At 42.5% G+C, this 24,333-nt stretch carries 20 protein-coding genes; 10 read left to right on the forward strand and 10 right to left on the reverse strand.

Going from position 1 to position 24,333, the window contains the following annotated elements; genetic code table 11:
• Window positions 1–340 precede the first annotated feature (340 nt).
• The 6 genes from M3221_RS16090 to xerS all read left to right on the forward strand — a co-directional run bounded on the left by M3221_RS16090 (window position 341) and on the right by xerS (window position 7,565).
• The gene (locus tag M3221_RS16090) at window positions 341–781 is read left to right on the forward strand and encodes a CPBP family intramembrane glutamic endopeptidase (protein ID WP_251272748.1); all 441 of its coding nucleotides are present in this window, start codon (window positions 341–343) and stop codon (window positions 779–781) included.
• 103 nt (window positions 782–884) lie between these two features.
• On the forward strand, window positions 885–1,754 hold the full coding sequence (locus M3221_RS16095) for an AraC family transcriptional regulator (protein WP_251272749.1): 870 nt from the start codon (window positions 885–887) through the stop codon (window positions 1,752–1,754).
• A 359-nt stretch (window positions 1,755–2,113) separates the two neighbouring features.
• Window positions 2,114–3,532, forward strand: a complete 1,419-nt coding sequence (locus tag M3221_RS16100) for a sugar porter family MFS transporter (RefSeq protein WP_251272800.1) — start codon at window positions 2,114–2,116, stop codon at window positions 3,530–3,532.
• Between the two features lie 88 nt (window positions 3,533–3,620).
• Window positions 3,621–4,544 (forward strand): sugar phosphate isomerase/epimerase family protein, encoded by a 924-nt coding sequence (locus M3221_RS16105; protein ID WP_251272750.1) that lies wholly within the window; start codon window positions 3,621–3,623, stop codon window positions 4,542–4,544.
• Between the two features lie 30 nt (window positions 4,545–4,574).
• Window positions 4,575–5,762, forward strand: coding sequence for a Gfo/Idh/MocA family protein (locus M3221_RS16110; protein WP_251272751.1), 1,188 nt, complete (start codon window positions 4,575–4,577; stop codon window positions 5,760–5,762).
• Window positions 5,763–6,449: 687 nt separating this feature from the next.
• Window positions 6,450–7,565, forward strand: coding sequence for a tyrosine recombinase XerS (gene xerS / locus M3221_RS16115; protein ID WP_251272752.1), 1,116 nt, complete (start codon window positions 6,450–6,452; stop codon window positions 7,563–7,565).
• An 87-nt stretch (window positions 7,566–7,652) separates the two neighbouring features.
• On the opposite strand, the gene M3221_RS16120 is transcribed toward xerS, so the two are convergent.
• The 3 genes from M3221_RS16120 to M3221_RS16130 all read right to left on the reverse strand — a co-directional run bounded on the left by M3221_RS16120 (window position 7,653) and on the right by M3221_RS16130 (window position 9,987).
• Window positions 7,653–8,183, reverse strand: coding sequence for a methylated-DNA--[protein]-cysteine S-methyltransferase (locus M3221_RS16120; RefSeq protein ID WP_251272753.1), 531 nt, complete (start codon window positions 8,181–8,183; stop codon window positions 7,653–7,655).
• A 76-nt stretch (window positions 8,184–8,259) separates the two neighbouring features.
• A complete protein-coding gene (locus M3221_RS16125; protein WP_251272754.1) occupies window positions 8,260–8,715 on the reverse strand; it encodes a putative immunity protein in 456 nt (151 codons plus the stop codon).
• Between the two features lie 243 nt (window positions 8,716–8,958).
• Complete coding sequence (locus M3221_RS16130; protein ID WP_251272755.1) at window positions 8,959–9,987, reverse strand: glycine-rich domain-containing protein; 1,029 nt, start codon at window positions 9,985–9,987, stop codon at window positions 8,959–8,961.
• A gap of 298 nt (window positions 9,988–10,285) precedes the next feature.
• Between M3221_RS16130 and M3221_RS16135 the strand changes: the two genes are divergently transcribed.
• The gene (locus M3221_RS16135; protein ID WP_251272756.1) at window positions 10,286–12,025 is read left to right on the forward strand and encodes a glycoside hydrolase family 13 protein; all 1,740 of its coding nucleotides are present in this window, start codon (window positions 10,286–10,288) and stop codon (window positions 12,023–12,025) included.
• A 96-nt stretch (window positions 12,026–12,121) separates the two neighbouring features.
• On the opposite strand, the gene M3221_RS26595 is transcribed toward M3221_RS16135, so the two are convergent.
• From M3221_RS26595 to M3221_RS16150, 3 genes are all read right to left on the reverse strand, one after another.
• Entirely contained in the window at window positions 12,122–12,937 is an 816-nt protein-coding gene (locus M3221_RS26595; protein WP_251272757.1) for an STAS domain-containing protein, read from the reverse strand.
• Between the two features lie 349 nt (window positions 12,938–13,286).
• Window positions 13,287–15,251: a hypothetical protein gene (locus M3221_RS16145; protein ID WP_251272758.1), complete on the reverse strand. Its 1,965-nt coding sequence runs from the start codon at window positions 15,249–15,251 to the stop codon at window positions 13,287–13,289.
• A gap of 40 nt (window positions 15,252–15,291) precedes the next feature.
• Window positions 15,292–16,509, reverse strand: coding sequence for an ATP-grasp domain-containing protein (locus M3221_RS16150; protein ID WP_251272759.1), 1,218 nt, complete (start codon window positions 16,507–16,509; stop codon window positions 15,292–15,294).
• A gap of 277 nt (window positions 16,510–16,786) precedes the next feature.
• Here M3221_RS16150 and M3221_RS16155 point away from each other — a divergent pair, with 277 nt between their 5' ends.
• From M3221_RS16155 to M3221_RS26600, 3 genes are all read left to right on the forward strand, one after another.
• The gene (locus M3221_RS16155) at window positions 16,787–17,353 is read left to right on the forward strand and encodes a GNAT family N-acetyltransferase (protein ID WP_251272760.1); all 567 of its coding nucleotides are present in this window, start codon (window positions 16,787–16,789) and stop codon (window positions 17,351–17,353) included.
• Window positions 17,354–17,434: 81 nt separating this feature from the next.
• Entirely contained in the window at window positions 17,435–18,781 is a 1,347-nt protein-coding gene (locus tag M3221_RS16160) for an alanine/glycine:cation symporter family protein (protein ID WP_251272761.1), read from the forward strand.
• 49 nt (window positions 18,782–18,830) lie between these two features.
• The gene (locus M3221_RS26600) at window positions 18,831–19,649 is read left to right on the forward strand and encodes an SIR2 family protein (protein ID WP_251272762.1); all 819 of its coding nucleotides are present in this window, start codon (window positions 18,831–18,833) and stop codon (window positions 19,647–19,649) included.
• 71 nt (window positions 19,650–19,720) lie between these two features.
• Here the strand turns inward: M3221_RS26600 and thrS are convergent, their stop codons facing one another.
• From thrS to M3221_RS16185, 4 genes are all read right to left on the reverse strand, one after another.
• On the reverse strand, window positions 19,721–21,655 hold the full coding sequence (gene thrS / locus M3221_RS16170; protein WP_251272763.1) for a threonine--tRNA ligase: 1,935 nt from the start codon (window positions 21,653–21,655) through the stop codon (window positions 19,721–19,723).
• Window positions 21,656–21,774: 119 nt separating this feature from the next.
• Window positions 21,775–21,999 carry a hypothetical protein gene (locus M3221_RS16175; RefSeq protein WP_251272764.1) on the reverse strand — a complete coding sequence of 75 codons (225 nt, stop codon included), beginning with the start codon at window positions 21,997–21,999 and terminating at the stop codon, window positions 21,775–21,777.
• Between the two features lie 594 nt (window positions 22,000–22,593).
• The gene (locus M3221_RS16180) at window positions 22,594–23,454 is read right to left on the reverse strand and encodes a metallophosphoesterase (protein ID WP_251272765.1); all 861 of its coding nucleotides are present in this window, start codon (window positions 23,452–23,454) and stop codon (window positions 22,594–22,596) included.
• Window positions 23,455–23,695: 241 nt separating this feature from the next.
• A complete protein-coding gene (locus M3221_RS16185; RefSeq protein WP_251272766.1) occupies window positions 23,696–24,331 on the reverse strand; it encodes a class I SAM-dependent methyltransferase in 636 nt (211 codons plus the stop codon).
• Window positions 24,332–24,333 lie beyond the last annotated feature (2 nt).

Genomic DNA, 24,333 nt, shown 5'->3' on the forward strand with positions numbered 1-24,333 from the left:
GAGAAATGTCATTTTATTATCCTTATTTGTCTCTCTTCTTGTTTTCATACAGCTTCATCATTATTGGGGTATTGGGCTGTGGGCCGCTGCCGCTGTTTATTGGTTCTCGGTATTCGATCAAGCAGCGAAAAGGTTTGTTGTCACAACCCTTTTATTTGGGATCGGTTTTTATGCATATCTGATGTCAGCTCCTCAATGGGCGGAACAGTTTCAACTAAGGGAGCTGCAGATATTATTCAATAGAGGATCATTGGTTTTAATTTTGATCCCCTTATTTTGTTATTCTTTCTTTTCGCATTCTTCTTTTATAAAATATACAAAAAAACCAATGTGGCAGGAATTGATTCATTTTCCGTTTATCTGGTCAGGGTTTCACCAGACAAGCATCAAAGTCTTTTTAATCATTGCCTTGGTGATCAATATTGCTTCCCTGGCACCCTTTATGGCTCGAAGCGGCTGGGGTTATTTTGAAGAAATCTGGCTTCTGCTGCTTATCTTTTCCGTTACAAACGCTTTGCTTGAAGAACTCATCTGGAGAGGAGCGCTGCTCAGCCGCTTTTCAGAACAACTAGGCGAGAAATGGGCCGTTGTCATAACAAGCATAGGCTTTGGCTTGCAGCACTACTCTCTTGGCATTCCTTGGGCAGTATGTATTGCTTTTTCTATCGGCGGTGTGTTTTATGGAGGCATTACCGTTAAATCAGGAAGCATGATTCCTGCAATGGTTTGGCATTTTGTTTTAAATATATTGATGGTTTCAAGTGGTTTCATTCTAAATTAGGGAGGGCTTGAGATCTTATCTCGTGATCTCTGAGCTAACAAGGTTAACATACAGTAACTTAATAAAAATTAGTTTAGTACACGTATTTTAAAGGAGAAGTATCATGAACGTGGCTGCTGCTATTGATAAACTACAAAAAAGGTGTATTTACCTACAAGGAAAGAATGTCTCATTTCACATCCATTCTTGGGGGGCACATCCCAATCACCCAGATAACCCACTTCACAAACACTCCTTTTTTGAGATCTGTTATGTATTTGACGGAACAGGTCTTTATGTTGAAGACGGTCAAAGCTATCCTCTGCAAAAAGGCGTGTTCTTCTGTTCACGCCCGGAAAAACTGCATAGAATTCATAAAGGAAAAAACCTTTCGCTTTTCTGGATTGGTTTTGAAGTAGATTTGTCGTCTTCAACAGAAAAAGGAGTTTCTCTTTTTAAAAAGCTTTCCGAAACGAATAATATCCTTATTCAGGATGCTGAAGATTCGCCGGCGTCTCTCTTATTAATAACATTAATGAAGCACGGAAGCACATCCTGTTCAACCGACGTTTTGAACGCCCTTAGTCATTCTTTGTTACTTTCACTTCAGACGTTGTTTTGCGGAGCGGAGGAGGAAGAGAACGAGAGCGATATGAGTCATGAAACAAAAGGCCGGATGCTGGTCAACCAGGCTCAGTTATTTATTAGAGACAATTTAAACAGGCCTCTTTCAATAAAAGATGTAGCGCAATATCTGCATATATCAACCCGGCACCTATCCCGCTTATTTACTCATCATTTAGGGGTATCCTATACGGCTTTTATACGCCAAGAACGTGTTGACGCGGCAGCAGAGATGCTTCGGATGACGAACCTGGATATTAAAATAATTTCGGAGCAATACTGTTTTTCATCAGTCCATTATTTTACTCGTGTGTTTCAAGAAGAAACGGGTTTAACCCCGGGAAAATACAGAAAACAAGCAAGCCTCTAAGAACCCTTTAGAGGTCTTTTTTTATTCTTCATGTCCTTACATTATAAAAATTTAGTCTTTTCAGGACAAATACTTTGTAAGCGCTTTTCATTATACTCAATTTAAGTTAAGCACTTAACCATTCAAGAAAAGGAGGGGAACTTTAGAAATACGACCTTTACATCCAAGGTACATAATGGAAAGGTAGGTGGAGGATTTTTCTGTCTTCCAAATGCAAACAAGACAGGCTGCTGCCTGATGCATAAACAGATGATTACATACGTTGATGGATCTGAAAATAAGCCAGAGCAAATTCTCAGGTGAAAGAGCATCTACTACAACGCAGCCCATGGAGGTGGTTACACATGAGTAATCAAGTAATGAAGAAATCCATCAATCACAAAATGTATTTGCAAATTATTATGGTTTCCGCAACATTTGGAGGGCTTCTTTTCGGATATGACACAGGTGTGATCAATGGTGCTTTACCGTTTATGGAAAGGCCTGATCAGCTTAATCTCACACCGGTTACAGAAGGGCTTGTAACGAGTTCACTCCTGTTAGGAGCAGCATTTGGCGCCCTGATATGCGGGAGATTAGCAGATCGCTATGGACGCCGGAAAATGATCCTCAATTTATCCTTTTTATTCTTATTGGCATCACTTGGCACTGCATTTGCTCCTAATGTTTCCATCATGGTTGTCTTTCGATTTTTACTTGGTCTTGCTGTTGGAGGAGCTTCCTCTATGGTCCCGGCCTTTTTAGCAGAAATGGCACCTCATGAAAAAAGGGGCCGAATGGTGACCATGAACGAATTTATGATTGTGGGCGGGCAGCTGCTGGCCTACGTCTTTAATGCCATTCTTGGTGTCACTATGGCGGATACTGGTCATGTTTGGCGGTATATGCTTGTTCTTTGTGCTATTCCAGCTTTAATCTTATTTGTTAGTATGCTCGTTGTACCAGAGAGTCCGCGGTGGCTGGCTTCAAAAGGAAAAAATACGGAAGCGCTGCGTGTTCTTAAGCAAATACGAGATGAGAAACGAGCGAAAGCGGAATTTCAAGAAATTGAAGCAGCCGTAAAAAAAGATTCAGAGCTTGAAAAAGCCTCTTTAAAAGACTTTTCTGCTCCATGGCTGCGCCGTATTTTGCTTATTGGGATTGGTATTGCCATGGTGAATCAAATTACAGGTGTTAACTCCATCATGTACTACGGAACGCAAATTCTTGAAGAATCAGGCTTCGGCACGAAAGCGGCCTTAATCGCAAACATTGCAAATGGACTTATTTCAGTCATCGCAGTCGTAGTCGGTATTTGGCTGGTTGGGAAGGTGAACCGGCGTCCTATGCTGATCATCGGTTTATCTGGAACCACAACGGCTCTTTTTCTGATTGCCATCTTCTCTATGGTACTCGATGGATCTGCAGCACTTCCGTATGTCGTACTTTCTTTGACCGTTCTGTTCCTTGCTTTTATGCAAGGCTGTGTTGGGCCGGTGACATGGTTAGTCATTGCAGAAATCTTCCCACAAAGATTAAGAGGTCTTGGTTCTGGTATAAGCATCTTTTTCCTCTGGATCATCAACTTTGTAATTGGTTTTGCTTTTCCGATATTACTAAGCTCTGTCGGTTTATCGGCTACATTCTTTGTTTTCGTAGCTCTAGGTTTATTAGGAATCGGATTCGTATATAAATTTATGCCGGAGACAAATGGGCGTACACTTGAAGAGCTGGAAGAACATTTCCGCTCACAATCTAATAAAGGTGATAAAAGGGATTCAATTGTTAAGGCAAGATAATAATAACTGTCTACTTTAAAAAGATAATTGAAAGCGCTTCTAATTATAGGGACTTTGCATTCAGAACGATTTAGAGGAGGGTTTTAACATGGGAGTTAAAATTGCAGGGGCACCGTGCTGCTGGGGAGTGGATGATCCAAAAAATCCATATCTTCCGCCATGGGAACGAGTGTTATATGAAGCATCACAAGCAGGCTACAAAGGCATTGAACTTGGTCCATACGGATATATTCCAATGGATATTGAGCGGGTACGGGCAGAGCTATCTAAAAACGATTTAAACATCATTGCGGGGACCATTTTTGATGATTTGGTATCGCCCTCTAACTTAGAGAACTTATTGCACCAGGTAGACGATATTTGTTCTCTGATCACTAAACTTCCATTGTCACCCCCAGAAGAAGGACAAAAGTTTCCGACTCCTTATCTGGTGATTATTGATTGGGGACATGAGGAAAGGGATTATAAGGCAGGCAAGCCGGATGAAGCACAGCGACTATCTTCAGATGCCTGGACTACAATGATAACACATATACGGGCACTTGCCGATCGCGCCTGGACAAAATATGGCGTCCGTTCTGTGATTCATCCTCATGCGGGCGGCTACATTGAATTTGAAGATGAAATTAAACAGTTATTAGAAGATATACCTTATGAGACAGCCGGCCTTTGCCTGGATACGGGTCATCTTTATTACTCTAAAATGAACCCATACCAGTGGATTCAAGACTATGCAGACCGCTTAGACTACATTCATTTTAAAGATATTAACCTCGATATTTACAACGAAGTGATGGGTGAGCATATCCGTTTCTTTGAAGCATGCGCCAAAGGCGTAATGTGCCCGATTGGACAAGGCATCATTGATTACAATTCCATCCATAAGCTGTTAAAAGAAATTGGCTACCAAGGCTATATCACGATCGAGCAGGAACGGGATCCCCGTAATGCAGATACGAGTTTGCGAGATGTGAAGCAAAGTGTCGACTATCTAAAAAGCGTAGGTTATTAACGAAAACATAAAAGAAGGGGAGTATGGCAAATGATTAACGGCGAAAAAGTAATTCAACAACCAATCCGCTGGGCGATGGTAGGAGGCGGGCGCGGAAGTCAAATTGGCTATATCCACCGCTCAGCTGCACTGCGTGATCACAACTTCAAACTTGTTGCAGGCGCTTTTGATATCGATGCAGAACGTGGCAAAGACTTTGGGGTAAACTTGCACGTTTCTCCAGAGCGCTGCTATCCTGACTATAAAACGATGTTTGAAGAAGAAGCAAAACGTGAGGACGGCATTCAAGCGGTTTCTATCGCTACGCCGAACGGCACGCATTATGCGATCTCTAAAGCAGCCCTGGAAGCAGGCCTGCATGTGATCTGTGAAAAGCCGCTCTGCTTCACAACGGAAGAAGCACTGGAGCTTGAAATGTTAGCTAAAGCACAGAATCGCGTCGTCGGGATTACATACGGTTATTCCGGCCACCAAATGATCGAGCAGGCGCGCCAGTTAATCGCGAACGGTGAGTTAGGTGAAATTAGAATCGTGAATATGCAGTTTGCCCACGGCTTTCATTCGGGAGAAGTGGAAGAGCAAAATGCCAGCACAAAATGGCGTGTCGATCCTAAAATGGCTGGACCGAGCTATGTACTCGGCGATTTAGGAACACATCCGCTATTCTTGTCAGAAGTGATGCTGCCAAACATGAAAATCAAAAAGTTAATGTGTACACGCCAGAGCTTTGTTAAAAGCCGTGCGCCGCTTGAAGATAATGCTTACACGATCATGGAATATGAAAATGGCGCAGTGGGCACAGTCTGGTCTTCCGCTGTGAATGCAGGCTCTATGCACGGACAAAAAATACGGGTGATTGGTTCTAAAGCAAGTATTGAATGGTGGGATGAACAGCCGAACCAGCTTCGTTTCGAAGTCCAGGGGCAGCCTGTACAGATTTTAGAACGCGGAATGGACTACCTGTATCCACAAGCATTAGCAGACGATCGGATTGGCGGCGGCCATCCTGAAGGGTTATTTGAAGCATGGTCTAATCTGTATACTCGTTTTGCTAAAGCAATGGCAGCGTTGGACAATGGAGAAGAGATGAATGATGTTTGGTATCCAGGGATTGAAGCGGGTGTAGAAGGCGTTCGCTGGGTAGAGAACTGTGTACGCTCTGCTGATAATGGTTCTGTCTGGGTTGACTACCAGCACGAATTAAGCCCATCCAAATAAGAAGAGCGAACAAAAAGCTGCCTGACAGTAGAATGGGACTTCAGGCAGCTTTTTTGCTGCTACTTTTAGAAATAACGAAGAATAATTTTGCATAAAAGGGAATAATTATTCATTTTTGCGTAAAATATTTATTTATCACAAAGTTTGACCAATTTTGACCTTTTAACTAAAAGGACAGAACACGGCTTTCAAGACAAAAGAAACTGAACAGCATCGCTTATGTGCTGCACGTTGACTCGAAAGTTTTTTATCAATCATTGTAGAGAACTAGCTGAACACGATTTTGGTATAAAATAATCTTGTTTCTTCAGAAAAATAATGTTTGATTTTAAAATGAGCATCCAGTGATCTGGTTTATGAAATCATGTTTGGATCAAGTTTTCTGTTTATCTTTTTGCGAACAAATGTTTCGTTATAGGGGATCGATAAAATGACATGAACATGCTTAAAAGCCGATTTTTTAGGAACTCTGAAGAATTTCATGCATCATTTACGGCACACGGCCGGCTAAGTGTAGATAGCTAATGCGTAACTCATTCAAAGTAAAATCATTTAGCTCAAATCATTAAAAATATTTGCATGAAAAGCTGAATTTACCAAACGGATTGGGTATAATGAATATATACTATCTTTTCTTAAAAATTGAATTTTACGCAAAGTTGAAATTGATCGAAAGAGGTTTGAAAAATGGCTAATACACGTCAGCATCAATTACACGAAAAAAAATTAGAAGAATTAATGAATATCATGCCGTTTTACGTGGTGGAATATGTGGATCAGAAACTGGGCAGCCGGTCTCCTTCTACTCTTTTAAATTATGTGCATGATTATAAGCTGTTTTTTGAATGGCTCATTGCAGAAGGCATTACCGACGTCAAAGAAATAAAAGATATACCCATGACCGTACTCGAAAACCTTAAATTGGTAGAAGCACAAGGATTTATCCGCTTTCTGGAACGACGTGATATCCAAGTAAATAAACAGGATACGAAAAAAGCGGAAAAAGTATCGATTAATCGTAAAATCTCAGCACTTCGCTCTCTTTTTAAGTATTTAACGACGCAAACAGAAAATGAAGACGGCGAACCTTACTTTCACCGTAATGTCATGCTGAAAATTGAAGTCACCAAAGTAAAAGAAACACTAAATGCCCGCGCTGCGCGTATTGCAACGAAAATCTTTCACCAGGATGACGATATTCGTTTCCTGGAATTCCTGAAGAATGACTATGAACAGGAACTGCCTGCTGATTCACGTAAAGTTGTTTATTTTAAGCGGGATAAAGAACGGGATATTGCCATTCTTTCGCTTTTCCTCGGAAGCGGCATCCGGGTAAACGAGCTGTCTAATCTCCGCCTGCGGGACATGGACTTTGAAATGGGCCAAATCAGCGTTCTGCGTAAAGGAAATAAGCGGGACATTGTCGCAGTCATTCCCCAGGCAATGGATGACGTAAAAGCTTATCTCACCATCCGCAATGAGCGGTATAACGCAACCGGTGAAGATTATGAGTTCGTTTTTTTAACAAAAGTTAAAAATGAACCGCAGCCTCTCTCCAACCGGACCATTGAAGCCCTGGTGAAAAAGTATACGAAAGCATTTATGTCCAATAAATCGATGTCACCGCACAAACTGCGCCATACGTTCGGTACAAATTTGATGGAAGAAACAAATGACATTCATCTGCTTATGATGCAGCTTGGCCACAGTACGACTTCGACCGCTGCGCTTTATACAAATCCTGAGCAGGAAAAAGCACGTAAAGCGCTGAAAGAGTTAGGAGAAAAACGTAAAGAGCGTTAAACGTTGAATAAATAAGTGAAAGATTCGACATTGAGGTCTAGGAATGGAACATACCTGCATTCCGAAGGAGCCCCCGCCTCGGCAGCTTTATAGGCGGGCTCCCGCATATTTTGCTTCTAATTGGAGTAAATACTGCTTTAACTCCAGGCCGCCTCTGTAGCCGGTCAATGCCCCGTTTTTTCCAATCACCCGGTGGCATGGAATGGTAATCAGCACGGGGTTTGCGCCAATCGCGGCTCCTACTGCCCGGACAGCAGCCGGCTTTCCAGCAAGCTTGGCAATATCCGAATACGAATAAGTTTCTCCATAAGGAATCTGCTTGAGCGCCTCCCATATTTGCAGCTGAAAAGGTGTCCCCCTTACATCAACAGGCAAATGAAAAGTACGGCTCGCTCCGGTAAAATAAGCATACAGCTCGTCCTTGTAAGGCTTTAAAGCACTGTGATCTTCTATAAGAACAGCCGCTAGAAACCGTTTATTCACCCATGCTTCGAGCTCTTCAAACGTCTGACCTGGTGATCCTACATAACAAAGCCCTTTCCCTGTTTTGGCTATATAAAGCGATCCATGTTCATAATCGACTGTGGACCACTGGATCGCTTCTGCTTTCTTGTTCATCTTTCTCCGCCTCCTCTATCCGTATTATACAGGTAAACGAAAAACAAGGCGCTTCTTTTACAGAAGCGCAAAATAACTACATCTCTTTCTCTAAATCTAGTAAATGCTTATACTGCCAGGCACGTTCATCAGCCACCGCTTCCGTATCAAAGTGGGTTGCATGAGCAATGGCCTTTACCGCATAGGTGGATGCATGGATCGCATGGCCAAATATATGAACGGTTGCGACGGCCTGCCCTGCTGCCCGTGCAGCAGCAGTCGCTGCCTTATCATCTGTTTGACGGGCCGCGGCATGAGCTGCAAATGAAGCTTTTCGAACTTCTCTCACTTTCATAGTTCCCTGCAGCCAGGCGCGTCCGGCTTCAATGGCCTCTCTTGGGCGTCCGTCATGGGGGAACTTTTGTTCATAATACTGAATCACATGTTCTGCACAATCTAATGCCCAACGCACCGCGACTGGATGGTTAATGCTTCGAAGGTGTTCTTCGATCGTTTCTTTTATCTCTGTATCGACGAATCGCTGCGTTATCACGGCAGTTTCCTCCTTTTATTTTATTGTTTTTTTTGGATCTTTTATGTTAATCGATGGATTTCTTAGCAAGCTGTTTTCATCGCTTATTAAGAGAAGGGGTATACCATTCTCTTCCTTGTTTGCTTTTATTTAAACATCTCTTGTTCATATATGCATGGAAAAATTTGTGCATTGTATAAAAAAGCAGGGACCCATACCGGGTCCCTGCTTTTCACTGTATATTGGCTTCATCCCTGTCTTCGATTAAGAGCTTCCTCCACAGCTGCTACAGCTGCTTGAAGAACAGCTGGATCCACTATTGCTGTCAGAAGAACAAGAAGAATCATTCCCGGAGTCATGATGATCATAGCGGTCGTCACGGTCATCACTATCGTAATAACCGCCTGAACTCATGTAGTTATTGTCTTCCGGTATAGGCTCATGCAGGGCCAGGATCGAATAAGACAGCAGCAAGACAGGTGTTTGATCCTCCGGCCGGGTCGCCACAATCGTTTTAGACCGTGTTTTTTGACGGTGGTCAACATGTTCTTCTGCTTCTTCAAGAAGCTCTGCAAGCTTCTTCGTTAAAGCATGGACAAGAGGCTCATATTCTTCTGGCGCTGCTTCAAACAACTCTTTTTGAAGATACGTTTCTCGTTTCTTTCCTTTTGCTTTCTGCCACTTTTCTACAAAAGATTTGCGAAGCAGCGTTTTTCCAAATGGGCCTTGAATGGTTTCAGTGTAATCATGCTCGATGAATAAAACCGAATACACCAATTCAAAAACAGCCCGCTCGTGCTGTGATGCTCCTTTTGTTACTTTAGCTTTGTCAGTTGGAGTATGATGAATCATCGTACCATGAAATTGCTCGCAAAAAGCCGCGTAATCCTTCGTAAATAAAATCATATCATGCCAAATGGCATCGACCTTTGCGCTGTACATCGGTACATTTTTCATAATGGCAGAAAGAATGAAGAATCGCTTTAATTCAAGCTGGTACCATGAAAACGACTGCTCGGACACCATTCCTTTTTCGATCAACCGTGCTTTTATGGACGCTTCGAGACTCCGGTTCCAGGCATGCTCCAGTTTTTCAGCTAACAGTTTTCCTTCCGGCATTTTTAAGCCAAGTGTCTGTTCCAGTTCAAAAGAAAGCGGCTTGTCTATTGCCGGTCCCTTATAACTTCTTGCTTTCTGGCCGGAGCGCCTGCCAGGCGTGTTTTTTTCGCTGGCCTTTTTAATAATGATGCTGGCTATAATGGCTGCAATCACGAGGAAAAATACAACTTCCATTTCAGTCCCTCCTTTTAACTCTCCCTGCTGTTTTTTCTCTGTTTGATCTGCTCTCTTATCTCGATGAATAAAGGGAAAAAATGAAATAAATAGAATTTTTTTCTGCAGGGCTTCTCTTCTATTGTATCATGCTCTTCTATTTGTTCATGTCTCCTTGGCTAAAAAGTTTAAAACATTGTGCCGGTATTTTTTTGCAGAAAAAGGATTAAAAGAAATAAGGGAAGGGAAAAGGCTAGATAAAATTCAGTGAAACAGCTCACACTACCTGAATACATAACTGTCTATGGAGGGATTTTTTATGTTCAAGGAAGCTATTTATCACCGGCCTAAAAACAATTTTGCTTATTCCTATGACCCGGATACCGTTCATATCCGCCTGCGCTGCAAGAAAGGTGATCTCACGCATGTATCGCTGCTTCACGGAGATTCCTATATCCTTAAGGACGGTATATGGGTATATGACGAAGAAGACATGATTTTAGCTGGATCAGATATGCTGTTTGATTACTGGATGGCGGAGATTAAGCCTGCCCACCGCCGTCTCCTTTACGGATTTAAATGTGTCAGCGGGGACGAGACTATTTATTACACAGAGCGCGGCTTTTTCGATCAAGCGCCAGAAAAAACAGCGAATTACTTTAACTTCCCATACATTAACCCGGCCGATATTTTCACTGCTCCCCGCTGGGTAAAAGATACGGTCTGGTATCAGATTTTCCCGGAACGGTTCGGCAATGGCGATCCACGTCTGAATCCTCCCAATACACAGCCTTGGGGAGGAAAGCCGGAGTTTGATAACTACTTTGGCGGCGACTTCCAGGGAGTCATTGACCACTTGGATTACCTGCAGGATCTCGGCATTACGGGTATTTACTTCACCCCTATTTTTAAAGCAAACACAAACCATAAATATGATACCATCGACTATCTTCAAATCGATCCACAATTTGGCGATGAGGCACTGCTGAGAAAGCTCATTGATGAATGCCATCAAAGAGGCATTAAAGTGATGCTTGATGCAGTGTTCAATCATAGCGGTTACTTTTTTGGCCCGTTCCAGGATGTGCTTGAAAAAGGTGAAGCATCGAAATATAAAGACTGGTTCCACATTCGAAAATTTCCGCTGCAGGAAGGTGACCAGTTAAATTACGAAACCTTCAGCTTTGAAAAAAACATGCCCAAGCTTAACACCGAAAATCGGGAAGTAAAAGACTATTTGTTGAATGTTGCCTCACATTGGGTGAAGAATTTTGACATAGACGGCTGGAGACTGGATGTGGCCGATGAAGTCGATCATGCCTTTTGGAGGGAGTTCCGCCGCACGGTAAAAGCGATAAAGCCGGATGTGTATATTCTAGGTGAAATCTGGCATGATGCCCTGCCATGGCTTCAGGGAGACCAGTTTGATGCAGCGATGAACTATCGCTTTGTCCATGCCATTGTAGACTTTTTCGCCCAAAGAAAAATCACAGCCGAACAGTTTAAACAGGAAATTACCCATGTCTATCATTCTTATCCGATTCCCATCAATGAAGTTGCCTTTAACCTGCTTGGAAGCCATGATACGCCAAGACTTTTAACGGTTGCGTATGACAATAAAGAAAGCGTCAAGCTGTCTTACTTGTTTGCTCTGTCTTCCCCGGGGTCTCCATGTATTTATTACGGCGATGAAATTGGCTTAACAGGCGGACCAGATCCGGACTGCCGCAAATGTATGGTTTGGGATGAAGACAAGCAGGACCGCGATTTACGGGCCTTTATTCAAAAAGCGATTGCGCTGCGCAAACAGATCCCTGCTTTTGGAAACAGCGGCAGCTTTGCGTTTGCGGATATCCATCCGGAGCTGATCAGCTACACGCGCGAAAATAAACAAGAAAAACTTCTGTTTTTGATTAATTCAAGTGATACACCGATACAAGCTGATGTGCCGGATGTCTTTATGAATGCTCGAAATGTGTGGACGGAAGAAACACACAATGAAAAGACCGTCGTCATTCAGCCGCAGAACTTTGTAATTTTGCATAAAACAATGCAGTAAGCAGTCTTTTGCTGTAAAAAAAGGCATATAAAAAACCGGTACGCCCCCTTTTCCATCACAAGGGAGCGTACCGGTTTTATTCTATGCTATATACGATTAATCCAGGCTCTCTAATGCTCTTTTCACAGTAGAAAACGTATCTGTACCTGAAAGCTCAAGCCCGCTTTTCACCACAATTTGAGCTAAATCAGGACGAAGACCGGATGTGATGAGGTGAATACCCACTAACTTGAGCATCATGCCCAGCTGTTGAAGGTAGGCCGCCATCTTTACATCAATTTGGGAAAGACCTGAAAAATCGACAATGAGATGATCGATCTCCATATCTGATAGTTTAGGAAAAACGTGCTCTAGTATATAGTTGGCCCGGTAGGCATCCATTTCTCCTATAAGAGGGAGAATCACAATTCCTTCCCTTACAGGTATAATAGGCGCGGATAGAGCGGCCATTTCTTTTTTCGCCTGCTCTTTCTTTTCCTCATACAGCTGTTCAAATGCAAAAATGGTCTCATTTAAGCTGCTGTCCAGCATTTGATTGATACGCTTAATGATCAAAACGATTTGTTCCAGTGACAACTGAAGCTTTTGTCCGATTTCTGTAAACATATCGGTTAACACTTCCCGTGTTGGAGGATACCGGACAGCCAAAAGAGAAACCCTGCCGCCTGAAGAAGTCTGCATATCTGCATTTTTTCGGCTCCACTCTATAAAGAAATCAGGAACGCATTTTTCTTCTTTCACAAAGGAATCTCCAAAAAACCGTAAAAACTCAAGGTACATTGTACGTGCCTGCTCTTTTTCCCAGTCTGGAATCGTCAATTCCAGCTTTGAAATCACTTTTTCAACGACCTCAGTTGCTAATGCTTCTACGTTGTCATTAATATAAGCCGAAAATTTTAAAAATGAACTCACGATGGCTTCCCCTTTTTCTCTATTACATACTTTAACACATGTATTTAATGGTTGTTCCATAAAAATCTATTTTCTGTTTTCATTCCACACAAATAAAACAAAAAGCAAACATCATCCTAGTATTAAGTATCGGGTCATTTTCTTTATATTAAAGATGACTTTCTTCACAAATTAGTATTATTTATGATCAGCAATGTGCATTTATTATATAAAAAAAAGCCCATTCTTACTAGGTTAATAAGAACCAGCGTTTTTTTATGTTACCAGAAGAGCATGAAAAAACAGGTGCCTGAAAAAGCACCTGTTTTAACAGCCCAATTGTAATTATCTTACATGTATAGGAAAGTTTTTAATCAAGCCATGTATATTGTCTGCCCCAGCTTTCTTTTGCAAGAGATGTAATCTCTTCAACGATCTCATCTTCTACTGCATACGAATCCCCTTGTTCGTAAGGATTATAATGAAAAGCATACATACGTGCCGTAAATTGTGAAAACGGAAGAGATGCTTCTCCCTCCTGTTCTCCATACCCTTTTACAGAAGGCTCAATGCCCTGTCCCCAGTTTTGGCCGCTGTCGTTATTAGGATTGTAAAAATAAATGCGGTACTCTCCTGCTTCGTCTGCAGCGATCCGCTGAATAGAAACCGCGTGAAGACCTAACAGATCACCATGCACATTGGTAATATAAATACCTACTGGATTCGGATAAATTAATTCATACCCTTCGTTATAGTCAGGATGATGGGTAGAATAAAATAATCGGACAAAACCGGCGTAATCTGTTACCGCTCCGGTCGCAGGATTAATGATATTCGCAAATCCGCGCGGCACCCACTCTCCATAAAACTCGGGATTCACCCATTTATGGCCGTCTTCTCCGCGCAAAGCAGTTCGTTTCATCATTTCATTGTAAATCTTATCTAAATGGGGAACGAGAACCTTTGAAACGGGATCTAGTTCTTGATGAATCTCTGAAGCGACCCCTCCTTCAAGCGAAGAAGAGTGAAGGGGTTCTCCTTCAAAAATAATGTCTACATCGTTGTCTCTTGCTCCCCGGGCAATAAATTCAAGAAGCTGGCCAGGGCCGTGCTGTGCCCAGAGGCTGAGAGCCCGTGCAGACTGGCATGTCGGATTTAAACCCTGCCCAATTCCTAAAGGCTGGCCAAGTACACTAAGCGTTCCGGCTAAAAGAACAGCGTTCGCTGTTAAGCCTTCCCGTTTATTTTCAGGCGTAAGCAGGATTTGTTTCACTTCCGGATGAATATCAAGTTCAATCAGCCGGCGAATACTCGGAAGAAGCGGTTCCTGTGAAAGCAGTCCCCGGTCCAGTACCTTCCCAAGCCCGTAAATAGATTGAGCTGTATGAGGGTGGATAGCGACCTGAATCATGTCATGGACAAGATTGGATTGAGCATTTAAAATCGCTTCACCAGTTTCAGATAAAGAAAGAGCGGCTGGCAGAAGCTCCGGTTTTACCCGATTTAAATGTCTTAAAAAAACAGCGTGATAAGGAGAAACAAGCCCTGTATCCCTTACTGATCCGGCAAATGCTTCTGCTTCTTGTTTCAATTCCTCTTCTGACGCATTTTTTAAGCTTAAGCGGTATTCCCTAAAGCTGGACCACTCTTTGCTTAACGGGCTTGGTGCCGTAACAGCAGCCGAGTATGCCTGTAAAGACTGCTTCACTTCCTCACTAATATCACTTTCCATCATTTGTTTGGCCATCGTAATCATTTTTACAATTCGGTTGACCATGATCGGCCTTTGGACAGTCAGCCGGTCAATTTCGGCTACAATCTGATTGGCAATTGCCTGAAAAGAAAGTTCATTTCCTAAGAAGCGGAATAACCGTTCTGCCCGTTCAATATGTTCACCTGAACCAATTCTGGCTTCTTCTGTTTCTGGCGGAAAAAGAATATCTAAATTTAATGCCAGTACTTCGTTTAAAAATTCTTTCGCTTCCTGGTCAGACACTTCTTTATGCTCGTACAATCCTTTGGCAATCGCGAGCATGCGCAATTCACTAAGCAGCTCAACAATCGAATTGACGCCTTTTAGCTTTAAAGAGCCGCCGACAAAAGGGGGCTGGAGCTTTGATGCTTGCTCCCATGGACCTCCCTGGAAAACCCCTGCTTCATCAAATCGAGGGGCATAGCTGAATAATTGTTTAAGGCCATCATCGGTTCGTGCCAGATCGATGGCTTGTTGAAATACTTCTGTTTGATACAAACTTTTGGCATAAGGTTTTGCCTGCCCCAGCGTATCAAGAGCTTGTTCGAATTTTGTCGGTGCCAGTTTGCTTTCAGCGTCCATTCTATATTCCTCCCTAACCGGTCTCCAAAATAAAAGTTTTTCAAAGATAGAAATCATAGGTTTCATATTTTTTCATCAAACCGCGCATTTCTTCACTGTCTTCCCCAAAGAAGAAAATAGTCCCGTAGTGATTGCCAAATCCAACCCGCTCCGCTACTTTGCTTGTAGCCGGGATGAACATATCATGCTTTTCAAAATAAGGATGCGATTTTAATTCTTCCGGCACTTCCAGGCGGTCGATAATTTTAACGCGTGGATAAACCATCAAGCTTCCAGCATACCCTTTCGCAGAAGTTACCTCTTCAGGAAAAAACACTTCCAGCTCTTCTGCGGTTGTATCTGGGTCACTGCAAAGAACCTGGGCCTGGTATGCACTGAAACCGTATGCCCGCTCAATTAAATCAAAAATATGTCCCCCAGGGATCCGCGCTGCGACTTCTCCAAAATGAAGCGTGCCGTCAGGTGAAATGAAAAATTCCGGGTGGATCACTCCATATTTGATTTCAAAGGAAGCGACCAGCTTTTCAATTTCTTCTCGGATTCTAGGGCGCCATTCTTCTAGAGAAGGAGATGCAGGAACAAAATTAGAATGCCCTAATTGGACATATTCCGTAATGTTTAAGAAATAAACTTTCCCATTGTGAACAAACGCTTCACAGGAAAACTCCTGACCGTCTAAGTGGCTTTCCATTAAACAAGGAAAATCTTCTTGAGGAATCAGGTCAATATCAGAAGCATCCCGTATAACCCGGTGGCCAACCGTGCCGGCTTTATTTAAAGGCTTTACATGAATAGGGTCATTGATATCCCCGTCTATTTTAATTAAAGCCTCGTTCACTCGTTTTAAAAAGCGGTACACATCTTCTTTTTGGTACGCTTCTTCAAATACCCCGACTTTGATGCCGGACATTTGCGCTTTTCGCTTCATAAGCCCTTTATCTCGAAGAAGAAGAGATCGATTGAAAATACGGGGATCATCCTGGAACCTCGCGTTTAAAGCACCTGCCCATTCAACCGTTTCTTCATAGATTGGAACCGCAAGCTTTACGCCTAAAGAATACAGCTCTTTATATAGCTCCTCTGATTTTTCATTTAACCGCTCGAACTGCCAGCCGACAAACTGAATATCATTTTCTTTGGCAAACGGTTCAAATTCAGGCGGTCCTACTACAAGAAAAGGCCGGTCAAGCTTGTCTACCGCTTCAATGACAGGCAGACTCCACCCAAGAAGGGCTGTAACTTTTTTTTCATTTTCCATTTCTTCTTCCCATCCTTTGACTAAAAAATAACAAACAGGGGTATAATTCCCTATCTTACTATAAATCAAACTTTTTTGTCTGATTTTTGTTTATTTTCTAATATTTTATGGTACTAATTAATAGTTTATATATGTAAGAGATAAATATTCCAAAAGAGTAGTGTAATTACCCATTTTTAAATAAATTAAACTTTTTTTGAATTTTTTTGTTTATTTTCTACTTTTTTAAGGTAGTGATTAATAGTTTATATATGTATATGACAAAGGAGGAATGAAAATGAACACTTGGTATATGGCACTATCAGAATATTTTCCGGCAAATGAAATGAAATCAGAAGAGCATTTTGAGCGGCTTCTAAAAGACAAAGGCTGTTCCTACAAGATTGAAGAAGGTGCTGGCTATGTACTCGCTTATTTTGAACAGGAGGATTTTTTGTTTGTAGACTACGTACTGGTACATAGCCATAGCCGGAGCGCAGGTTTAGGAAGCCGAATCATGGACCAGTTAAAAAAGAAGAAAAAGCCCATCCTTCTTGAAGTAGAGCCGGAGTCGATTCACGAACCGGATACCATTAAACGGGTTCACTTTTACAAAAAAATCGGCTTTCAATGTATTGATCACATTCAATACGTGCGCAGGCACCCGATCACCAAAGAACTGAATGAAATGAAGCTTTATTGCTGGTCTTTCGCACCAAAATCAGATAGATGGATAATAGAGAAGATGGCTGCTGTTTATCAGGAAGTTCATGCTTACCAATCAAAAGCTTTGTATGGGACACAACCGCAGGCAATCAATGAAATTCTTATTCTACGGGAACATACATACAATCAGGCTAAATAAAAAGGATTTTAACTATTTTTGCATCATTGTATGCGCTTAACATGTTGAGGCGCAAATGGACAGATTTGAGGAGGAAATAATTTGGAGAGTTTTGAGCAAATCGTCGCTTCGCTGTCAGGGTGGATCTGGGGAGTGCCAATGATTATTTTATTATTAGGATGCGGCCTGATTTTAAATGTCCGGATTGGTTTTTTTCAGTTCCGGTACTTCCCTCACATTATGAAGCAGACATTTGGCAAAATGTTCTCAAAAGGAGATGCACCCGGCTCTGTTACGCCTTTTCAGGCTTCTACGTCTGCCCTGGCTTCTACAGTCGGAGCGGCCAATATTGTCGGAGTGCCTCTTGCGATTGGGCTGGGCGGGCCTGGAGCCGTTTTTTGGATGTGGCTCGTTGCGCTTATCGGCATGGGAACCAAATATTCAGAAGTGGTTCTCGGATTAAAGTACCGTACAAAAAATGAAGCCGGCGAGTGGACCGGCGGGCCTATGCATTATATTGAAAAGGGACTCGGCTGGAAACCGGTCGCCACCTTTTTTGCTTTTTTTCTTATGCTTGAAGTGATTGCAAGTACGATGGTCCAGTCTAATTCCCTGTCTACCACCGTCGAATCTTCCTTCGGTATTCCGCCGCTGGCAACAGGTATTGCGGTTTTACTGGCTGTTGGCATTGTAACCTATGGAGGTATTAAACGAATCGGTTCTGTTACTGAAAAGTTTGTGCCGATCATGGTCGTTCTGTATTTAATTTGCTCAGGGCTTGTGCTGGCTGGAAATCTGTCTGAAATCCCAACAGCCTTTGGCTTAATTTTCTATCACGCTTTTACGCCTATTTCGGCTGCCGGAGGCTTTGCAGGTGCGAGTGTAGCTGCTGCTATTCGCTGGGGGCTTGCCCGCGGTATTTACTCAAATGAAGCAGGCATGGGAACAGCGCCTATCGCCCATTCAACGGCTATGAACGATCACCCAGCCAAACAGGGCTTATGGGGCGTGTTCGAAGTACTGGTGGATACCATTATTGTCTGTACATCAACTGCACTCGTCGTATTAACATCAGGTGCCTGGAAAGAAGTCGAAGCGAATGACGCTTCGACGATGGTGATCGAAGCATTTGCCACCATTGTTGGTCATGGGGCTGCCGGTGTAATTCTTTCCATTTCTTTGTTCTTTTTCGTATTATCTACCGTACTGGTGGTTGTTTTTTACGGAGAAAAACAGGCGGAATATTTATTTGGGATTCAATTTTCCAAGCTGATGCGCGTTGTTTACTTAGTGGCTATTTTAGCCGGGGCTGTTGGGGCTCTAGAATTTATCTGGCAGTTCCTTGATTTAATGCTGGCATTAATTATTGTGCCGAATGTCATCGCTCTTGTGTTCTTAAGTAAAGAAGTTCGTGAAATAACAAAAGATTACATTAAAAAATATATTTAGGGGAAAAGCTAAAGTAACCCTGCTTGCCAGAAGAAAGGAGCCGTCAGAAGTGATAGAGGAGTTAGCCGCTGCAATCAAAAAGAAAAAAGCCATTTTGTTTGCCGGATCTGGCGTCTCTAAAAACTTGGGACTGCCGGATTACTCAGAAATGATTCAACAAATTGCTGAAAATCTCGGTTATAACCCAGACGAGTTTACAGCATGGGGTAACAATGACTTTTTAACTCTGGCCGAGTATTATTGTTTAGAAAAAGGTTCACTCGGCGAACTGCGCAGCTGGATGGACCGGAAATGGCATAACCCGAAGATTGAGCTTGAACACTCGGAGATCCATCGAATGCTGATTGAATTGAATTTCCCCTTAATTTATACAACCAATTTCGACCGCTGGCTTGAAGAGGCACATGACTTTTATGGAAAGCCGTACACGAAAATCACCAATGTTGCGGATATTACTCAAATTGAGGAAGGAAAAACGCAGATTGTCAAATTTCACGGTGACTTTGACGATGACTCCTCTATTGTGTTAACGGAATCCAGTTTTTTTAAGAGGCTGGATTTCGAAACATCCTTGGATATTAAGCTCCGTTCAGACTCATTAGAGAAATCTTTGCTTTTTATCGGCTACAGCCTTTCGGATATTAATATCCGCTATATGCTTTATAAACTGCATAATCAGTGGAAAATTTCTAAATACGAGCATTTAAGGCCAAAATCGTACATCTTGCTGAATGAACGGAATCCTATTAAAGAAACAATCCTAAAAGAAAGAGGGATTACCCCGATCATTTATGAAAATGAAAATCCCGGAAAATCCCTGCATGCTTTTTTAACGGATTTACTCAAACTTGCCCGAGAAGAATCATAAGCAAAGAAAGGGCCGCTGCTGCCCATTCAGAGCGGCCCTTTTCTCTTGCGAACCCGTGGAAATAAAACCCGTTATACTCCATCCATAGCGTTCAGACTTCGGTTTTTCACCACTTCTTTTATCTCATCTACAAATGTTTCTATCCTTTTTTGAGACGCGTCTCTTTGCCCGTAACGCCGTACATTGACCGTTTGGCTGGCACACTCTTCATCTCCTACTACTAATGTGTACGGTATTTTCTTCATTTGCGCTTCTCTTATTTTATAGCCGAGTTTTTCTTCACGAGCATCCCATTCCGCCCGTATACCGGCCTGCTGTAATTGCTGCATGATTTCTTCGGCATATGTTTGATGAACATCATTCGAGACAGCGATCACTTTTACCTGTACAGGCGCGAGCCAAACAGGAAACGCTCCAGCAAAATGTTCGATTAAAATACCAAGAAACCGGTCAAGAGATCCGAAAACAGCCCGGTGAATGACAACCGGCCGGACTTTTCGGTTTTGTTCATCTACATAGGATAAATCAAATTTTTCAGGCATTTGGAAATCCAGCTGCACCGTTGCGCATTGGTGGCTTCTTTTTAAAGCATCTTTAATATGAATGTCGATTTTAGGTCCATAAAAAGCTCCATCTCCTTCATTTACCCGGTATTCCTGTCCAAGTTTATCTAAAACCCTCTTTAACGCTCCTTCCGCCTGATCCCATAATTCGCGGCTGCCCATCGAATCAGCTGGTCTTGTGGAAAGCTCTATTTCATATGGAAAGCCAAAGATATTGTATACATAATCAATTAATTCCAGGACAGAGGCGATCTCGTCTTCGATTTGGTCCGGCCTTACAAAGATGTGGGCATCATCCTGGCAGAATGTGCGGACCCGCAGCATTCCATTGAGAGCTCCGCTGAACTCATGGCGGTGTACCTGCCCAAACTCGGCCATACGAATCGGCAGATCGCGGTACGAACGGAGTTTATCCTTGAAAATAAGCATATGTCCCGGACAGTTCATCGGCTTCAGGGCAAAACGCTGCTGGTCAACCTGTGAAAAATACATATTGTCTTTATAATGATCCCAATGTCCAGACCGTTCCCACAGCCCCTGGTTCATCATAGTCGGTGTCCTTACTTCTTGATACCGATGCTTGAATTGAAGTTCCCGCAGAAAAGATTCGAGCTCGTTCCGGATGATTTGTCCGTTCGCTAAATAAAAAGGCATACCCGGCGCTTCTTCCGAAAACATAAACAGCTCTAATTCATTGCCAAGCTTCCGGTGATTTCGGTTTTGTGCTTCCTCTAGAAAGTGAAAATAGTCATCCAGTTCTTTCTTTGAGGCAAAAGCAGCCCCATAAACGCGCTGAAGCATTTGGTTGCGGCTGTCACCGCGCCAGTAGGCACCGGATATATGTGTCAGTTTAAAAGCCTTCAAAAAGCGCGTAGATGGCAAATGCGGTCCCCGGCACAAATCAACGAACTCTCCCTGACGGTAAGCCGTGATCTTTTCTTCCGGCGGAATACGTTCCAGCAGCTCCAGCTTTAGTGGATCATCCTTAAACCACTCTTCCGCTTCCTGCCGTGTCCATTCCTCGCGGCGGATCTCCAGGTTTTCAGCAATAATTCGATTCATTTCTTTCTCAATTCTTTTTAAATCACCGGGGTTTAACGGCTGATCGATGTTTATGTCATAATAAAAGCCGTTTTCAATAACCGGCCCCACGCCTAAGTGAACGGAGCCGTACAATCGTTTTACGGCCTGCGCCAGTACGTGGGCGGCTGTATGGCGCATCACACCTGTTCCCTCTTTTGATTGGAGGTCAAATAATACAACACTGGCGGATTCGTCAATGCTTCGTTTCATGTCCCAGAGAACACCATTCACCATTCCCGCAGCTGATTTCTTTTTTAAACCCAGACTGATTGACTGGGCAATCTCTTCTAGCGTAATCCCCTGTAAAAAGCTTTTTTTCTCCCCGTTTGGAAATGTAATAATGACGTTTTTTTGATTCATAAGAAAGCACTCCTTTAATGATTATTTATATAAAAAAACACACCCATCCCTAAGAAGGGACGAGTGTGTTTTTCCTCGTGGTTCCACCCAAATTCCCACTGCTGAAAAAAGCAGCGGCTTCAGTCAGTTTTATCGCACTGCTGCGGTACCGGTTCGCCAGTACAGCTCCAAGGCGGTAAATGATTTTGCTGCGCTGGGAAGCTTTCAGCCTTGGCTTTCCTCTCTGTGAGCCGGTCAAAATCACTCATGTCCTTGTCGTCGCTTATTTCTTTATGCCTTAAAAAACAAAAAAACACACTCATCCCTAAGAAGGGACGAGTGTGTTTACCCGTGGTTCCACCCAAATTCCCACTGCTAAAAAGCAGCGGCTTCAGTCAGTTTTATCGCACTGCTGCGGTACCGGTTCACCGGTACAGCTCCAAGGCGGTAAATGTATTTTCAGCGCTGGGAAGCTTTCAGCCTCGGCTTCCCTCTCTGTGAGCCGGTCAAATACAGTCATGTCCTTGTCGTCGCTTATTTCTTTATGCCTTAAAAAACAAAAAACACACTCATCCCTAAGAAGGGACGAGTGTGTTTACCCGTGGTTCCACCCAAATTCCCACTGCTCAAAAAACAATGGCTTCAGTCAGTTTTATCGCACTGCTGCGGTACCGGTTCGCCAGTACGGCTCCAAGGCGGTAAATGATTTTGCTGCGCTGGAAAGCTTTCAGCCTTGGCTTCCCTCTCTGTGAGCCGGTCAAAATCACTCATGTCCCTGTCATTGCCTGTATAGATTACAACACTTCATGTTATTTAATCGGGGATTAAAACCAGCCTGCCTTACAAGAAATTAAGATGTGTAACATGCAAATAAATGACAGATGGCTAGTAAGATATTACAGCCACTTTATCATTTCCTTAATTGGAAATCAAGTGCCAAAAACAAAAAATCTTTAATATTATACGGCTGTCAAAGCCTTCTCATTTTCAGCAGTATTCAAGGATAGTTCGTGAAGAGTGATCTCAGGGCGGCTCCCCACTCTTATGTTAATAGAGGTTTGTCCCAATCCTTCACTTATATAAAGAGGTTTTTCATGATAATAGTGCAGCCCTTTAATCATATCCATCCGCATCATCGTTCGTCCCAGTTTTGCAAGATGGTACGGCTTCGGCCAGTAAATCTGACCGCCATGAAAATGGCCAGCCAAAAGATAATGGTATGCGTAACTCTCCATACCAAGAACAATGTTTGGATCGTGAGTTAAAACAAGGCGGTATCCTTCTTTGACACCTGAAAAAGATGCCTGCAAATCGCTTTTCTTTGTATGAAAGTCGTCCACTCCAATAATGTTAAGCGGTTTTCCTTCCACCAAAATAGTTTCATGTGCATTTTGAAGTGTTTTACAGCCGTGCTTTTCCAATACATTTTTTAAAGAGTCAAAATCCGTTTTGCTTAAACGATAATCATGGTTTCCAAATACAGCATACATACCATATTGAGGATTCAAGCGGTTCAACATATCTAAATAGGGAATTAATCGAGGGATGCTTCGTTTTTTATCTAAAAAGTCTCCGGTGAGGGCAATAAGGTCTATTCTCTCGCCTGCCAGTTTGCTATAAAGCTGCTCAGGGGAAATAGAAATATTCTCAAGATGCATATCTGAAATGTGTAATATAGCCAGAGAGCTGGTTGCGTCAATGGAATCTATTGAAGACAAGTGAATTTTTTTAAACGCCACTTCATGTGTATTCTTATAAGCCTTGTAAAAGAGGATCAGCGAAGCGATAAACAATACAAACAACAACAACAATAATTTCATTCTATTTCACCCCCGCCTATCATTATAGAGGAATTTAGAATGAACTTTTACCGGTAATTCATGGGCTTTTTAATAATGTAAAGATATTAGTGTAAAAGAATCGTTATATAACAGTTAAGCAAGCTGACTGTCTGCAGTTCAGCTTGCTTAACTGTTCATAAAAAGAAGTGTTTATATGAATCGCTGGGAATCAAGCAGGAGAACTGCAGATGAAGCCCATTTCCACTAAGGCTTCTAAACATCAGAGAAACGCTGTAAAGTACAATTCGTTATAAAGAAAGCATTTTTTAAACCTGCTGATCACATTGTAGCGAAAATGTTCCTTTGTAAAATAATCAAGATATTGTTCTTCCTTTTGAATATAATCCCCTTTATCGTTGGTTTTCATAAACCAATTACAGATCGGAGATGCATCACATAAGTAAGGTTCAATGACCACTACTTTTCCATTCGGTCTTAAAATGCGCTTGAATTCTTTGATGTAATGTCGAACCATGTCTGGCGGAATATGATGCAGAACCGCAATAATCAAAATGACATCAAAGCTGTTTTCTTCCACAGGAAGTTCATGGCCGCTAAATGCTTCAAATTGATAAGCGGCATACAGTCTTTTGGCAAAGTCAATCCTATTTGTGTCAGGATCTATCCCAACGTAATAATCTGGTGAACATAACGTGCAGTTCGCACCTGTCCCCGCTCCGAAGTCCAGCACTTTCTGCCCCGTTAAATCAAAGTGCCGCTGAATGTTATTTTGAATGTAAATTTTTGTAAACCATTTTGGCCGAACCAGTGAGTGATAAATTTTAGGGGATAATTGCACTAACAACACCTGCACTTTTTTGGATTCACGTTCAATTAGTGTTAGATTTCGTTCCATAG

This window comes from Domibacillus indicus (genome assembly GCF_023715895.1).
GTDB lineage: Bacteria > Bacillota > Bacilli > Bacillales > Domibacillaceae > Domibacillus > Domibacillus indicus_A.

Excerpts from the sequence above, each read along its gene's own strand:
- M3221_RS16095 (WP_251272749.1), top strand. The coding sequence starts at position 885 with ATGAACGTGGCTGCTGCTATTGATAAACTACAAAAAAGGTGTATTTAC.
- M3221_RS16100 (WP_251272800.1), top strand. The coding sequence starts at position 2,114 with ATGAAGAAATCCATCAATCACAAAATGTATTTGCAAATTATTATGGTT.
- M3221_RS16105 (WP_251272750.1), top strand. The coding sequence starts at position 3,621 with ATGGGAGTTAAAATTGCAGGGGCACCGTGCTGCTGGGGAGTGGATGAT.
- M3221_RS16110 (WP_251272751.1), top strand. The coding sequence starts at position 4,575 with ATGATTAACGGCGAAAAAGTAATTCAACAACCAATCCGCTGGGCGATG.
- xerS (WP_251272752.1), top strand. The coding sequence starts at position 6,450 with ATGGCTAATACACGTCAGCATCAATTACACGAAAAAAAATTAGAAGAA.
- M3221_RS16120 (WP_251272753.1), bottom strand. The coding sequence starts at position 8,183 with ATGAACAAGAAAGCAGAAGCGATCCAGTGGTCCACAGTCGATTATGAA.
- M3221_RS16130 (WP_251272755.1), bottom strand. The coding sequence starts at position 9,987 with ATGGAAGTTGTATTTTTCCTCGTGATTGCAGCCATTATAGCCAGCATC.
- M3221_RS16135 (WP_251272756.1), top strand. The coding sequence starts at position 10,286 with ATGTTCAAGGAAGCTATTTATCACCGGCCTAAAAACAATTTTGCTTAT.
- M3221_RS16145 (WP_251272758.1), bottom strand. The coding sequence starts at position 15,251 with ATGGACGCTGAAAGCAAACTGGCACCGACAAAATTCGAACAAGCTCTT.
- M3221_RS16150 (WP_251272759.1), bottom strand. The coding sequence starts at position 16,509 with ATGGAAAATGAAAAAAAAGTTACAGCCCTTCTTGGGTGGAGTCTGCCT.
- M3221_RS16155 (WP_251272760.1), top strand. The coding sequence starts at position 16,787 with ATGAACACTTGGTATATGGCACTATCAGAATATTTTCCGGCAAATGAA.
- thrS (WP_251272763.1), bottom strand. The coding sequence starts at position 21,655 with ATGAATCAAAAAAACGTCATTATTACATTTCCAAACGGGGAGAAAAAA.
- M3221_RS16180 (WP_251272765.1), bottom strand. The coding sequence starts at position 23,454 with ATGAAATTATTGTTGTTGTTGTTTGTATTGTTTATCGCTTCGCTGATC.
- M3221_RS16185 (WP_251272766.1), bottom strand. The coding sequence starts at position 24,331 with ATGGAACGAAATCTAACACTAATTGAACGTGAATCCAAAAAAGTGCAG.